The sequence below is a fragment of the Stieleria maiorica genome (genome assembly GCF_008035925.1).
Classification (GTDB): Bacteria; Planctomycetota; Planctomycetia; order Pirellulales; family Pirellulaceae; genus Stieleria; species Stieleria maiorica.
The window spans coordinates 3975814-3990994 of the sequence record NZ_CP036264.1; the positions used below are offsets into that span (position 1 = coordinate 3975814).

Here is a 15181-nt window from a genome sequence, read left to right on the forward strand (position 1 = left end):
AGGATCGCGTCTGACAGGTGACGCGACGTCACCTCAAAGAGTCGTTGCAGATTGCTTCCGCCTGTTCCAGCACCAGTTTCGTCGCCGCTGCCTGCAGATCCGGCGGGTAGCCGTGCTTCCGCAAAATCCGGCGGATGATGACGCGGATTCGGGCCCGGGCCGATTCTCGTAGTGCCCAGTCGATGGTGACATTCTTCCGAACCGCCACGATCAGCTCCGTCGCAATCACTTTCAGCTTGTCGTTCCCCAAGAGTTCGAATGCGGACTCGTTCTCGGCCAGGGCGTCGTAGAAGGCCAGTTCGTCGTCATTGAGCCCCAGATCCGCTCCACGGGCCGCCGCGGCGCGGAGTTCCTTGCCCAGCTTGATCATTTCCTCGATGATCTCTTGCGTCGTGATCGCCCGGTTGTGGTAGGCGTTCAGCGTCCGCTTGAGCATGTCCGAAAACGCTCGCGCCTGGACGACGTTGCGTGGCGACCGAGTTTTGATCTCGTCGCTCAGCAGCTTCTTGAGCAATTCGACGGCCACGTTCTTGTGCGGCAAGCGGCGGACTTCCTCCAAAAAGTCGTCCGACAGGATCGAGATGTCCGGCTTCTCCATGCTGGCGGCGCTGAACACGTCGATCGGCCGGTCACCCGTCGTGACGACCGCCTTGCCGACCAGTTGACGCACGGCGTAGTCAAGTTCGCTTTGCGACTTGCCGTTCTCCTGGTACTTCCGCATCATCGCGGCAACTGTCTGGAAGAAGGCGACGTCGTCGCGAATCTCGTGGGCGTAGGACTCGGTGGGGCAAAGTGCGAACGCCTTCGAAAGTGAGCCCACGCTGGCCAGCCAACGCTGTTTGCCGTCCTCCTGATCGAGAACGTAGTCTTGGGCGGCAACGGGAACTGACACCATGTCAGTGGGCTTTCCGCCGTGCCACGCCGACCAATCGAACCCGTGAAGCATGTCGCAGCAGATGTCGTACTGTTTTTGCAACGCGGCGACCGCTTGGGCCGTGTCGATCGTGGTTTCCCCCTGCCCTCCAGACTCCGTGTACGTCCGCAAGGCCGCACGCAGCGAATCACCGATCCCCAGGTAATCGACCACCAGACCGCCGGGTTTGTCGCGGAAGACGCGGTTGACCCGCGCGATCGCCTGCATCAGCCCGTGACCCTGCATCGGTTTGTCCAGGTACATCGTGTGCAAGCACGGGGCGTCGAACCCGGTCAGCCACATGTCGCGGACGATCACCAGTTTGAAATCGCTGCACGGATCCTTGAATCGGTTGGCCAGTTCCCTTCGCCGTTGCTTCGTTCGGACGTGCGGCTGCCACTCCGGTGGATCCGACGCGGATCCCGTCATGATGGTTTTCACCGCGCCGGTGACGTCGTCGTCTGACGTGATGTCATCCTTCGTTTTCGACAGCGGCCCGCGCTCGGGCTCGGCTACAAATTGCGGCGATTCGCTGCCCGGCGACGCATTCCACGCCTTGGCATTGTTCGGCTTGGCCTTTTGGGACGATCCCGCCCACTCCGGTCGCAGCTTGATGATCTCGTTGTACAGGTCCACACAAATCCGCCGGCTCATGCAGACCACCATCCCCTTGCCCGGCATCGCGTCGCAGCGGGTGTCGAAGTGTTTGACCAAGTCCTCGGCCAGCACGCGCAAACGGTCCGCGTCGCCCACCATCGACTCGAGCGCCGCCCACTTGGTCTTCAGCTTCTCCCGCGTCGTGGTTTCCTCTGACTCGGTGACCTCGTCAAAGTCCTCGTCGATCGTTTGCATCGACGAATCGGCCAGCGACAGCTTGATCACCCGGCTTTCATAGAAAATCGGGACGGTCGCCTTGTCCTCGACCGCTCGCTGGATGTCGTAGACGCTGATGTAATCGCCGAAGACCGCCCGGGTGTTCTTGTCGTCCAGTTCGACCGGTGTCCCGGTGAACCCGATGAAGGATGCGTTGGGCAGCGCGTCACGGATGTTCCGGGCGAATCCGTAGGACACGTCGCCGGATTCCTTGTTGACCTTCGCTTTGAAGCCGTACTGGCTCCGGTGGGCCTCGTCGGCCATGACCACCACGTTGGACCGATCCGACAGCTGCGGGAACTGGCCCACTTTCTCCGCAAACTTGTGGACCGTGGTGAAGATCACGCCCCCGGACCCCACCTGTAGCAACTCACGCAGGTGCTCGACGCTCTCGGCCTGGACCGGCGTTTGACGCAAGACATCGTGACATCGCTGGAATTGGCCGAACAGTTGGTCGTCCAAGTCGTTGCGGTCGGTCAGCACGATCAGCGTCGGGTTGTTCATTTCGGGACGCGAGATCACCAGCCCCGAATAGAACAGCATCGTCAGGCTCTTGCCGCTGCCCTGGGTGTGCCAAACGACACCGCACTGCCGGCTTCCATTGGACCGAGTCGCTTTGATCGTTGCCTCGATCGCGGTGGCGGCGGCGTGGAACTGGTGGTACCCGGCCAGGATCTTGTGGACCTTGCCGCTATCCTGGTCTTCTTCGAACACAATGAAGTTTTGGACCAGCCGAATCAGCCTCTCCGGGTCGAATGCACCGCGGATCAGCGCTTCCAGCTCACTCAGTCCCTTCACGGGCTTCTCAGAGTCGATCGCCCTCCACGGCTTGAACCACTCGCGTCCGGCCGTCAGCGAGCCCATACGAGCCCCCACGCCGTCGCTGGCGACCAGCAGTTCGTTGTAGCCGAACAGAGTCGGGAACTCGGCCTTGTACGTCTGCAGTTGGCTGTAGGCTTTGTCGACGGTCGTCTGTTCGTCGGCGATGTTTTTCAGTTCGATGACGACCAGCGGCAATCCGTTGACGAACAGGACGATGTCCAGCCGGCGGTTGTGACCGTGCTCGGTGACGATGAACTGGTTGACGGCCAGAAAATCGTTTGATGACGTGATGTCACCCAGCAGCTTGGCGTGGTCGCCGGCGATCGAACCGTCATCACGCCGATACTCGACCTCCACGCCGTCCCTGAGCCGCTGGTGGAACGCCCGGTTGTTCTGGATGACCGTCGGCAGATCGGGCCGCAGGACCTTGCGCAGGGCGTCCTCACGGGCTTCTTCGGGAAGTTTGGGGTTCAGTCTCGCAATCGCCGCCCGCAGCCGGTCAATGAGGATCACGTCTTGAAACGATTCACGCTCGGGGGCGTCACCATCCGGAGCGATCGTCGAACCGTGCGCGGTGTCGAAACCGATCTCGGAAAGCCAGTCCAACGCGGCCTGTTCGACAGTGTCTTCGTTGATCGTGCCCATTGGGTTTATTTCTCCTCAGGCACGTAGTCATTAGGATCGAGTGTCTTCACCACCGATGAAAACGTTGAGTGCAGAGCATTGAGTTTCTCGTGCATCCACGAGTGTTGGCGAGGCCAGTCATCGCGATTGGCTGGATCAGCATCCGACAACTCGATCTTGATGAGTTTCTGTTTCGCACCTGGGTTCTCCAGCCATTCAAGTGTTTCCCCAAATTGTGCCTCGTACTGCTCCTTGTCTCTTTCGAGCAACTTGAAGTATGCGAGCGACTCATCGGTTCCCACCACAACCCGCACAGAAGCGACAGGCGGGTTCAGCCGAATGTGTGCATTGAGAAAGATTCCCGACTTTCCGAGTGAGAGATCCATAAAGCCCCAAGGATGTGCTTTCGTGGGCTTAACAGCTCCGCCCTTCTCAAGCATCAATTCGCGGAAATCAGACCAGTAGTCCAATTGCAATTGCTGATTGTCTGACAGCGACCCTGTGTTTCTTGCAGCGGATGTTACCGATCTAGTCCAATCGTTCGGTTTGCTGACCAAGTTGAACTTAGGCGCGGCGGGGGAACTTCCAATTCTCCACAATTCCACTTCTAACCCGAAGAAGCTGAACTTATCCGAAGTAATATCATTCAACCAATCGAGTGCAGCGCGGTGCTCCTCGGTGAACTTCGCAGCGACCCAGACAATTGTCGCCGCATCTAGCCCAGCTGCATAAGTGATTAATTGCCCAAGGTGAATGTGATCCGTTCGCTCAAGCTGGTTTTCGATTAGCACCCACGCTTGGCTCGCTGTGTCCTGACACAAGATGTCGGCTCGAAATGGCCCGACATTTCTTTCTTGGGCCTCCACTTCTAAATCCATTCCAATTGTTTCGCCCAAGAGCTTGATATTCTCTGTCCCCGCTAGCCATGGTGTGAAATCCCCCGGTTCGGATGCCCAAATGGTCCGCAGATCAACGCTTTCAAGGCGGCTGAGGTTCTTCGCTGTCATGTCGTCACCATTTACTGTTCCAATGACCGTAGTTTTTTCTCACCAGCAAGAAAGTCCAGTACTTTCTGAAACTGCACGAACACCATCGCTAGTTCAAACTCATCGACAGAACGAGCCCAAGTCCCGATTGAGTGAATCAGCCCAAACTCGTCAACTGTAATTGTCTGCCTAAGACTCGCGTCAATGATCCAAGAAACGGCACCGTCATCCTTGTCTGGGCGTTTCTTGTTATCAATTGGCTGCTGGCCTTGTTCGGTATCTTTAACCCCGTAGGAAACAGATCCAAACCTTTCAGCTGCGATCGTCGCTTGCCTCCTTAAGCCGCCCTCCCATTCCAAGCTGGTCAAATACGCCTTCATCGCGTATTCATACGGTCCGGTTTCGCTAACGACACCACGAAGTTTCTTCGTGCGAAGGATAGGCGTCCCTGGCACGCTTCTCGGGCTCGCTCTGCTGCCGGCAAAAAGATTTTCCGCGGCTTCTGAGTCTTTGCCTTCGAGTTTAATCGCGCGGTCATCTTTGACGCTCAGGATTTGCTCAGCAACAAATACCGGGAAAAGGTTTCGATTTCGGGGCATCGACTTGAGACTCACGTCGGCGGATTCACCCTGCCCGTTCATTGCTTTCCGAATCTCCAAATTCTTTTCGTTCTGCAATCGGATGAGTTCTCTCATCCTCATTTCGAGGCGCGATGACATGATGACATCACCTGCCCAACGAGCATACGAGAACAGAGTTGCCAATTGCGGAATATCAAACCTTTGGAATTCCATAGAACATAGTTTCTTGGAGTTTTCGCAACCGAACTTTCGAATCAGCCAATAGGTGCGATGCCAGCTTGGAATCGGCGGCAGTCTTCTTTGAAACGCCTGTCATTTGGAGATAACGAGCAAGCACACATTGATTGCGCGGTATCAGCATGAACACGTTGATGTTTCGATGCCCTGATTCATAGCCCGTAATGATAATCAGTCCATATCCCATGGAATGCTGAAAAACGTCACTACGCGAACACTCCCTCCAATAGCAGACTAGCTGGATAAATGCGTCATCAAACGGAGTGACGTGGTTGGCTCTCTTGGTGGTTTTTGCCTCGGCTGGCCACCAGTTTGGTGAAAACTCCATTGCAGACGCCGGAATCTCCATTCGATCGGCTATTTGATGGAACGCAGTTGGTAGACTTGCGATGTTGAAGACGAAGTCGGGTGCGCGTTTCGGTGTGGTCGCTCGTATGTGAACGATGTCGATTGCTCGAAGGCCTAGTGCTCGCAGTCCAACGATCCCGCAAACAGTCTCACCGATATTTCCTATCACACCCGGAGATCGTTGCTTATCCAGTAACGGCTGATACGCGAAGTTAGGTGGAAACGAACCGTGGAACTGTCCCCCTATGAGACCTACCTGCTGTGGTCGAACGATGTAGTCCTCAAAATGCCTGCCCATATCCCGGATCTGGTAGGAGCCCGCGAATGAAGTCGCGCTTGGGCCGAATGAACTCCGCCCGATCGATCGCGTCTGGATAGTCTCCTTATGTTGGAAGCTACGTCCCGGGATCACGCAAATTTCAAAATTCACCGTCGCTCACCCTTTTCAAGCCATTCAACTTGGTGCAGATGCAACTGACAGGCTGTCAGCGAAGCTCTGCTCTGCTTCACCAACCCGGATCTCGCCTGACAGCAGTTTGGGAAGCAGTGTGTCGCGGAGGGCGGCAAGTGTTCGAGATTCTTCGCAATTAGCTTTGATTCGCTCCATCGACGGAGCAATGGTTTTTCCAAATGCATCCGAGACTGCTTGATCAGGCACCGACAACAAAAATTGATGGAAGCAATCAGTTGGAACTCGTTGACGTCCACTGCTCCCAGTCATGTTGTTAATCGCGTGTGTACGAAATTCGTCCGATCGCGCCAGGTAGTAGGAAAACCCCAGTGGCAGCGGCGGACGAGATCGAAGCACAATGTATTCCGTCGACCCCCAGCCGATTTCGTCTTCTGCCAGGAAATCGACGAACGCGGTTTTTCCGTTTTCCAAACAAGGTGTAATTCTTGCGAGGAGGGTGTCCCCATTGATGAACCGAGTTCCAGAGTTAAATTCTCGGCTAATCCATTCAGTCGGGTGATGGCCGCCAGTGGGCATACTTTTCATGTCCAAGTAAGGTGCCATCTGCCCCTTCGCAAGCCGACGTTTCGGGTTTACCTCGATCGCTTCCGAAACCGGGCACAGTTTCCATTTGGCAGGAAACGCAATCCCATCCACATGCTCCAACGAATCGGGGAAGAGTGACGCGGTGTCAGCGTCCATGCCGGTGGGCTGGCGACCGTCCATCTTCGCCCGGACCGGGTCGAAATCGACGAACCAACTCTTGAAGATCGCCCGAGCCATCGACTCCAACGTTTCGTTCATCCGACGGTTCAACTCGATCTTGTCGTCGAGAGTGCCGAGGATTGACGCGATGGCGCGTTGCTCTTGCAGCGGAGGAATAAGCGTTGGCAAAGCGCGGATCGTCGGAAGATTGAGACGCTCAGCAACGGAACCATCTCGATAGCCGTGAATGTGTGCTGCCATCACTGGCGAATTTAGCCAGTGACGCAAAAAGCGAAAATCAACCAGTTCCGGATTTGGACGGATCAGGACCATCCGCTGTCCGAGGCAGACTCGCGTGGCCGGTGGGACCTCGGCAGCGATTCCGAAGTAAGTGCCCTCTCGACTGTACATTAAATCGCCCCGACTTGGCTCAGCTCGTTTGATTCGTTCCGCATATGTTGCTTCGGAAACAGTTTGTGCCTGTTCCACTCGAAATACGCCAGTCATGATGTCTTGTGTGCGTGCCATCAGTGGGCCGACGTTCGCCTTCTTCGGTGTCGAGTGAGGGCAATCAAATACGTTCTCGCAGGTATCGTCTAGCCGATACCACTTCCAGTGTGGCGGAATGAGTTCGTTGCCGACTGGGAGATGGAGTGATTTCTCAATGATCTCAGCCGCCATAGCCCAGTCCCTCCAAATTGGACCGGATCGCGGCTTCCAGCTTTGCCGACTCTGCAAACTGCTCGTTTAGTTCGCCGACCAGTCGTGACATCTTGTCATCGAACGGCTCGTCGTCTTCTTCAACCGCTTCGGCGTCGACGTAGCGACCCGGTGTCAGCACGTACCCGTGCTCGGCGATCTCGTCCTTCGTCGCTGATTTGCAGAAGCCAGGGATGTCCTCGTACCCTTCGAGCTTCGATTCCAGATTGCAAAACTCCAGGTCGCCCCGCCAAGCGTGATAGGTGTCGGCGAGCCGCTGGACTTCTTCGTCGGTCAGCTCCCGGTGGACCCGGTCGATCATCTTGCCGAGCTTCCGGGCGTCGATGAACAACGTCTCACCGCGGCGGTCCCGGCGGCGGCCGTCGTTCTTGTTCCGCGACAGGAACCACAGGCATACGGGTATCTGAGTGCTGTAGAACAACTGCCCCGGCAATGCGACCATGCAGTCCACCAAATCCGCTTCCACGATCGCCTTGCGGATGTCACCTTCGCCCGATTGATTCGATGACATGCTGCCGTTGGCCAGCACGAACCCGGCAAAACCGCCCGGCGGAGGTGACGCGGTGTCACCTCGCTTTCGTCCGTTCTGCTTCCCAGCGTCCGCACCGGGCGCCAAGTGGTGGATGAAGTGCTGGACCCACGCGAAGTTGGCGTTGCCCTTGGGCGGTGTGCCGAACTTCCAACGCACGTCATCGTCTTTGCGGTACCAGTCCGAATCGTTAAACGGCGGATTGGCGATCACGAAATCGGCCTTCAAGTCTGGGTGCAAGTCCCGGCGGAACGTGTCGGCGTGCTCCTTGCCGATGTCGCCGTCGATCCCGCGGATCGCCAGATTCATCATCGCCAGCCGTCGCGTCGTCGGATTCGACTCCTGGCCGTAGATCGCGATGTCACCGATCCGGCCGCCGTGGTGCTCCACGAACTTCTCGCTCTGGACGAACATCCCACCGGACCCACAAGCCGGGTCGTACACGCGGCCTTGGAAGGGAGCCAGCATCTCGACCAACGTTCGCACCACGCAGCTGGGCGTGTAAAACTGGCCGCCCTTCTTGCCCTCGGCCGATGCGAACTGGCTCAAAAAATACTCGTAGACGCGGCCCAGGATGTCCTTGGAGCGGTTTTCGGCGTCGCCCAGACCGATCGTGCCGATCAGGTCGATCAACTCGCCCAGACGCTGTTTGTCGAGCGCCGGCCGGGCGTAGTTCTTCGTCAGCATCCCCTTCAGCTTGGGATTGTCCCGCTCGATCGCATCCATCGCCTCGTCGATCAGCTTGCCGATCGTGGGCTGTTTGGCGTTGTCCTGGACGTGTTGCCAGCGAGCTTCCGGGGGCACCCAAAACACGTTCTCGGCCCGATACTCGTCCGCGTCCTCCGGATCGGCGCCTTCGTACTCCCTCTCGCCGGCGATCAGCTTTTGGTGCAGTTCCTCGAACGCGTCGCTGATGTACTTCAGGAAGATCAGCCCCAGCACGACGTGCTTGTATTCGGCGGCGTCCATGTTGTTCCGCAGCTTATCCGCCGCCAGCCACAACTTGGCTTCAAACCCCAAATTCGCCGCCTGCTTGGCGTCCTTCGCCTTCTTCTTACCCATGCCCACTGACACCACGTCACCAAGTTCGCAAATCTCGCAAACGCCCCAGTGTAAGGGACGGCAAATGCGTCCGGTAGCAGGGGCCGAATCAAGTATGATGCCGAACGGATGAGTTGCGCAGTGACGCGGTGTCATCCCGATCCGATCACATCGCCCGTTTTTCCACGTCAAAAAGTCCATTGCCCCAGCAGCCACCGACAACGTTTCAGATCCCGTGTCCGCAGTGCGGGCGCCGACTGCTTTCGCCGATCGAAAGGATGGGGCTCCGGGCGAAGTGCCCGCAGTGTGGGGCGACGTTGCGGCTCCCCGGACAGCCACTTCAGCGGCGGACTGCCACCCAAAGTAAGGCCCCAGCGTCTAAGCTTGCGGAGCCTCCACCAATTCCTCGGACGGAAGTCGACGCGTCGAATCTCAAGGACGCAACCGTTCATGAAACGTTGTCAGTCACCCTAGACGTGGCGGAGTCCGCCAGACTTTCGGCGACGTACACCTACTTCATACAGGCAGGGCTCTGTGGAGACATCAAGATCGGAATCAGCAACGATCCGGAAGGGCGGCGCCGCCAACTCCAAACCGGCAATTCGGAGCGATTGGTGATTTTGGCGGTGCTACCTGGTGACCACGAATCCTATTTCCACCAGAAGTTTCGGCGTCATCGACTGGAGGGCGAGTGGTTTCAGGGCGACATCGTTCGTGTTTACTTGGTGAGCCACCAATTCGAAGCACTGAAATCCAAGTTGGGAATGCACAACGCGCCCATCGGGTGCCTGACGTGGTTCACGGGTTCACTGGATGCCGTCGGGAGAAGAGTCGTCGTGATGTCGCTGATATTGTTCGTGCTGATACTTCTACTTCTGGCGCCGCTGATGGGCACGCATCAACGGTAAGCCGTCGCCGAATGAGTACGCCCCCCGCGAATCTTCCGGGTCTAGCCGGATCGGAGGTGAAACGGGCCGAGCGAATCGCGTGCTGGGGCCGTGATTGCGTCCGAAGGGGCATCGCGGCTTCGAATCCGCCGTTTTTTCGTTTTGTGCTCTATGCCAGGGTAGGACAGAACGTGCAGACCGCGATAATCCGCTCGGCGAGACGGCCGTACACCGTCGCGGCCAGACTTCGACGCAGTCCCATAGCTGCAGCGGAGCTGGCCCGCCCTTCTTGAAACTATGGGTGGAGTGACGTGATCAGTGAACTGCAAACAAAAACGCTCCATGACCGGTGCGTTCGTTTGTTTCTGCGGCAGGAGCAACGGAAACAGCTTCTTTTAAAGGCAAGAGAACGATTAAGAGGTGATTTTCGAGCCGACGCAATTGTCCGCACCGAAGGAGACGCGGCGGTCTGGGCGTGCGTGTTGGTGGGGGAAATTGGCCAGTGCTTTGAATTGGCGGAAGATCCCCTACACCTGGGCCGGATCAAGCAATTGGCCGCCTCTGTCGAATTAAGCCACCGCGATTCAGTTCTTACCGAAGCGAATCGAGCTAGGATCGTCAAATGGTTGGACCGATGGGACATAGCGTCATCAGTATCCGTACAACGAGATCTCGATGCTGACTCCGCGAACTTGATTGAAACAAAAACAACTCTCAATGTCCCTCAGAAAAACGAACAAGTGCCAACGGTAAGCCACGCGACACTTGAATCAGTCCTAAGTGGTTTCGAAGAGCTTAGCTTGAACCAACAAGGTTCAATCAATCTGACTTGGCACTCTTTAAACGGCGTTCCCCATCGCGTCCGGCCTGACGGCTTAGTTGAATGGCTGTCAGATGAACAACCGTTTTCCACAAGCCAGAGACGCGTGATTGGAAGGCTTCGACTTCCGTTGAATTTTGAGTTTCCGGAATTTGGATACTCACTGGGCTTTGATTTCGTCACCGTTCCTGCGGGATGCCAGGGGGTGGATCGGTTTCTCGAACTCGCTGGACAAGCCGTCCATTCGCTTCCTGATGTTACTTGGGAAGGGCTAAATTCAATCGTTGGTGAGTTTGAGAACCGGCCAGCTTTTCTATGGCTTGCCGGTCTGTTTTGCCGATTTGCCGATCCAATCTGTTACGAACGTGACGGCAAACGCCACTTTCACAAGGACGTGACGGTTTACAAGCCGGTACTTGATTCAATAAAAGTAATTCGTGAAATGCGAAAGGGTCTCCCTGCCGAACAATTGAATTCGTGGAATCCAGACGCTGTTCAAGACGACTCGGTAACACCGATTAATACAAGTGGAGGCGGCACCGGAAAAAAAAAGCAGGCTCGGAAAGAGCAGGTAAAAGGAAATGAGGCGATTCTACTTTCCTACCTTTGCACGTGGCACCGGTATAACACCAATGAATTCCGGCCAGGCCCCGTCGGACTACGTGAGTTCCACCAATGGCTGGAGGAACCCGAGCAACAGATTGGAGAAACGTCTCATAGCAAAAGCACGATAGGACGATTCTTCAAGAGTGTTTTTGGCGGGTACAAGCCATACAAGAAACTCTGCGATCTCAACACCATTGAAGTCCAACTCAAGCTAAAAATGGGCGACATTTCAAGTGAACAGCTAAACGAATTGTTCGTGGACCTAATAGAAGCGAAGCCTCAAAGCGAGTAATCGGCTCACTGTCCCACTGTCCCACTGTCCCATGGCTTCATTGGGACAGTAGGCAGATTTCCCAACTTTTCCCGTCCCGTCTTTTCCCGTCCCGTGAGCGTACTGCACCGCTGTCCCACAAAATTTCATGGGACAGTTTCCCATCTGCATACAGCGGCTGGCATTGTGCCACTGCTGACAAGTTCTTCACTTGACAGATGGGAGGGCCAATCAAGATGGCCGCATCTACTCCGAAGCAGCGTGAATACCCCCCGCTGCTGACCCCTGACCAAGCCGCGGAGCTGTACGCAGTGACCCGCCGCACCATCGACCGTTGGATGGCCGACGGCACGCTGCCCGCTGATGCTCGCATCAGCGTGGGCGGTAGCACCCGGTACCGCACTGCTGTGCTGATGGACCACATCAACGCACAGGGATGTGCATCCGATGCCAGCTGAGACGAATTACATCCGCTGCGACGAATGCGGTATCGAATTCGGCTTCATCTGCGAACAGGAAGTCTGCTGCCCCGGATGCGGCCACTGGATGGAATTTGGCCACGATTGCAGCTGCGGCGATTGCCGAGCAGATGACGCTACCGAGGCAGCCGTTCAGCGTATTGCCGCCGCTGTTCAGATCCCCGTGGCCACCGTCCACGCCGTCCTTGAGATGCTCACAGCATCCACCAGCTGATGCGGATTGGCGAAACGTTTGCCACGAGAAAAGCAAAACAGCAACGCAAAACGCTTGCTGTTTATCAGACCCGAAACCAGCATCGACCGGGATGCTAATGGATGTGCGGTTACATCCTGGCCGGAAACGATGCCTGTCCTTGTGAAATTGGAAACCATAACGATGAAAATGTCAGAGCAGTTTGCCGGCGCCTACCTTAAAGCCGCCGATCTACCCCATCCGCGAGTGCTGACGATTCAATCCGTCACGCAGACCACCATGCCGGAGGGCGACAACAAACCAGTGATGCGGTTTGTTGGTGAACAGCAGCAGCTGGTTTTGAACAAAACCAACGCATTTACCTGCGTCGAGCTGTTCGGCGATGAGACGACGGCATGGCACGGCCAACCGATCGAACTGTACGCCACCACCACCAACTTTTCCGGACGAATGGTGCCGTGCATTCGCGTGAGGGCACCCCAGCAAGCTGCTGCCGCGTCTTCGGTTGTTCCGCCGCCGTCGCCCGCAGCGCCCCAGGGGGCACCCTTGCCAGTGCCGCAACCGACGCCGACCGCAGTCCAACCGCAGCCGATGCAGCAGCCGCCGATTCAGGCCCCTGCTGCTGACTATCCCGTCGACGCCTGATTCGCCCCGAAACCCAAGCAGCCCCGGCTGGACGGCGATCCGAACCGGGGCTGCTTTTGATTGGAAACACTGCGATGGATTCTATCACGACTGCAAAACAATTCATTGACGCCGGATTCAACGTTCTGCCGTTACAGCTCGACGGGTCCAAAGCACCCATCGGAGCCTGGAAACCGTACCAAGCCCGGTTCGCATCCGAACATGAAATCGACCATTGGTTCGGAACAGAACAGTGCGGAATTGGCGTCGTCGCGGGCGCGATCAGTGGGAATCTCCACGTGATTGATTTCGACCACGACGCAGAAAAGCACTTTGCACAATTCTGGGCTGACGTTCAGAACCAACTACCTGGAATCACCGAAAAGTTACTCGCCATCGCTACGCCGCGACCAGGAAGGCAGGTTTGGTTTCGCCAGTCATCCCCGCCGCCTGCCTCTCAGATTCTGGCTTACAGCGAGCCGTTGCCGGCCGGGGACACCGACTCGGAACGACAGCCGATTCTCCAACCGCAGGTGACGATCGAAACACGCGGCACTGGAGGCTACGCTTGTGCTCCGGGAACCCCATCTGCAACACACAAGTCCGGGCGGCCTTATCAGTTGGTACACGGCTGCGTCGACAATCTACCGACATTGAGTGACGACGAAGCTGAAACCATCCTCGCCATCTGCCGCAGCTATTCCCGATTTACACCCCAACAGGTACAGGCCAAACCGGGATCGAAATACCAAGGGGAGCCTCGACCGGGGGACGTTTACAATCAGCAGACCGAACTGCGGCAACTGCTGCTTGACGCGGGATGGAAGCCACATCACCGGGATGACGAAGGGACGGAGTACTTGACCCGACCGGGCAAGGAGATCAGAGACGGGTTTTCAGCAAGTCTGGGCCGCATCCGAAGCGATGACAACAAACCGCTACTGTACGTTTTCAGCAGCAATGCCACGCCGTTCCAGCCACAAACCTGCTATGACGCATTCGCATGCTATGCCCTGCTCCACCATCGAGCAGATTTTGGTGCGGCTGCCGCTTCAGTTCGCGTTCGCTATGCCGAGCAGGTGCAGAATGCACAGCAGCAGTACCACGCGACCGTCGCGAAACAACTCCCAGAACCGGGAGCCTACCAGCCGTTCCCCACGAAGCTGTTTCCCGATGTCGTGCAGTCCTACGTCACCGAACATGCCGCGGCGATCAACATTGACCCCGCCTATGTCGGGCTGCCGATGCTTTCTGTGTTGGCCGGCCTGATCGGACAGTCTCGCCGCCTGCAGGTGAAGCGGGGTTTCGAGCAGCCCAGCATTGTTTGGGCTGTCACGATCGGCGATGTGGCCTGCGGAAAGACGCCGGGATGGGAAGCCGCAACGGCGCCAGCCGAGCGAATTGAATCTGCCCTGCATGCCATGATGCAGCAGCGAGACGCAGACTACCAAGAACAGTTGGACGCCTACGAAACGGCCAAAGCAGGCGGGGACACTTCAGCAACGAAGCCAACCAGAGAAAAAGATACCGAGCAGCTGACCATCAACGATGCGACGATGGAAACCTTGATCGACATCCACAGCAACAACCCGAAGTTGCTTTTGGCCTGCGATGAACTGGCCGCTTGGCTTCGAAGCATGGACCAGTACCGACAGGGGAAAGGACGAGACGTTGAAAACTGGCTGAGCATCTACAACGGGGGCGGCATTCAGGTGAACCGAAAGACCGACGGGTACCGAGCCTACCTGAGGCGAACCAGCATCAGCGTCTGCGGCACCATCCAGCCCGGTGTAGCCGCAGAAACACTGTTCACTGATCGATTCATCGAGAACGGGTTTGCAGCCCGTGTGCTATCGGCCAGCCCGCCCAGCGAGATCGTTCGATGGTCCGACCGGGAAGTGCCACAGGAAACCGACGACGCGATGCACCGCCTTGCCGAGCAGCTTTACGCCCTGCCGATGGAATCCTGCGGTGAAACGCTGCGGCCACTTTTGCTGCCCTGCAGCGATGCGGCAAAACGGGCATTTATCCGGTGGACCGACGACGCAGCCGACCACGCCGAACCGCTGTCAAAATCGCTGCGGGACAATTGGCTGAAACTGCGCCCGCTGGCGGGACGTTTCGCACTGATTCTGTCCATCGTCAAACAGTTGCTACACCGCCCCGACGGGCAGGCGATGCAGGCGATTGATCAGGAAAGCATGCGGTCTGGCATTGAGCTGGCATGGTGGTTTGGCCGCGAATTCGAACGCAACTACGAGGGTGATGAGCAGGCAGAATTGAAAGAGCACCTGCAGTGGATCCGGAACAAGCATCCGCGAGGACTGGATGCCCGCATGTTGGTCGCCGGTCGCCGATCCATCAAGAAGGCCGATGATGCCCGAATCGTGATGCAGAAACTCGCTGAATCTGGATACGGGCGCATCGAGGGCAGCCAATTCATCGCGTTGCCAATGACCACTTAAAACGCC

Annotated in this window: 12 protein-coding genes; 6 read left to right on the forward strand and 6 right to left on the reverse strand. The window is 57.1% G+C overall.

The annotated features are described in order from the left end of the window. Positions 1–28 precede the first annotated feature (28 nt). From Mal15_RS13660 to Mal15_RS13685, 6 genes are read right to left on the reverse strand one after another with little or no spacing between them, the layout of a single operon-like run. The gene (locus Mal15_RS13660; RefSeq protein ID WP_147868280.1) at positions 29–3253 is read right to left on the reverse strand and encodes a type I restriction endonuclease subunit R; all 3225 of its coding nucleotides are present in this window, start codon (positions 3251–3253) and stop codon (positions 29–31) included. Positions 3254–3258: 5 nt separating this feature from the next. After that, entirely contained in the window at positions 3259–4239 is a 981-nt protein-coding gene (locus Mal15_RS13665) for a DUF4268 domain-containing protein (protein ID WP_147868281.1), read from the reverse strand. An 11-nt stretch (positions 4240–4250) separates the two neighbouring features. Next, on the reverse strand, positions 4251–5012 hold the full coding sequence (locus Mal15_RS13670) for a hypothetical protein (RefSeq protein ID WP_147868282.1): 762 nt from the start codon (positions 5010–5012) through the stop codon (positions 4251–4253). Next, complete coding sequence (locus tag Mal15_RS13675) at positions 4993–5814, reverse strand: hypothetical protein (RefSeq protein WP_147868283.1); 822 nt, start codon at positions 5812–5814, stop codon at positions 4993–4995. The genes Mal15_RS13670 and Mal15_RS13675 overlap by 20 nt, the downstream gene beginning before the upstream one ends. A gap of 24 nt (positions 5815–5838) precedes the next feature. Then, a complete protein-coding gene (locus Mal15_RS13680; protein ID WP_147868284.1) occupies positions 5839–7221 on the reverse strand; it encodes a restriction endonuclease subunit S in 1383 nt (460 codons plus the stop codon). After that, positions 7211–8851: a class I SAM-dependent DNA methyltransferase gene (locus Mal15_RS13685; RefSeq protein ID WP_147871990.1), complete on the reverse strand. Its 1641-nt coding sequence runs from the start codon at positions 8849–8851 to the stop codon at positions 7211–7213. Before Mal15_RS13685 ends, Mal15_RS13680 begins: the two co-directional genes overlap by 11 nt. A gap of 437 nt (positions 8852–9288) precedes the next feature. Here Mal15_RS13685 and Mal15_RS13690 point away from each other — a divergent pair, with 437 nt between their 5' ends. The 6 genes from Mal15_RS13690 (at position 9289) to Mal15_RS13715 (ending at position 15175) form a co-directional block, all read left to right on the forward strand. Then, the gene (locus Mal15_RS13690) at positions 9289–9738 is read left to right on the forward strand and encodes a GIY-YIG nuclease family protein (RefSeq protein ID WP_167546801.1); all 450 of its coding nucleotides are present in this window, start codon (positions 9289–9291) and stop codon (positions 9736–9738) included. A 290-nt stretch (positions 9739–10028) separates the two neighbouring features. Then, the gene (locus Mal15_RS13695; protein WP_147868286.1) at positions 10029–11435 is read left to right on the forward strand and encodes a hypothetical protein; all 1407 of its coding nucleotides are present in this window, start codon (positions 10029–10031) and stop codon (positions 11433–11435) included. A gap of 215 nt (positions 11436–11650) precedes the next feature. Continuing rightward, positions 11651–11872: a helix-turn-helix transcriptional regulator gene (locus tag Mal15_RS13700; RefSeq protein WP_147868287.1), complete on the forward strand. Its 222-nt coding sequence runs from the start codon at positions 11651–11653 to the stop codon at positions 11870–11872. Continuing rightward, the gene (locus tag Mal15_RS13705) at positions 11862–12107 is read left to right on the forward strand and encodes a hypothetical protein (protein ID WP_147868288.1); all 246 of its coding nucleotides are present in this window, start codon (positions 11862–11864) and stop codon (positions 12105–12107) included. The genes Mal15_RS13700 and Mal15_RS13705 overlap by 11 nt, the downstream gene beginning before the upstream one ends. 6 nt (positions 12108–12113) lie before the next feature. Beyond that, positions 12114–12731, forward strand: a complete 618-nt coding sequence (locus Mal15_RS13710) for a hypothetical protein (protein WP_147868289.1) — start codon at positions 12114–12116, stop codon at positions 12729–12731. A gap of 74 nt (positions 12732–12805) precedes the next feature. After that, entirely contained in the window at positions 12806–15175 is a 2370-nt protein-coding gene (locus Mal15_RS13715; protein ID WP_147868290.1) for a DUF3987 domain-containing protein, read from the forward strand. Positions 15176–15181: the final 6 nt, after the last annotated feature.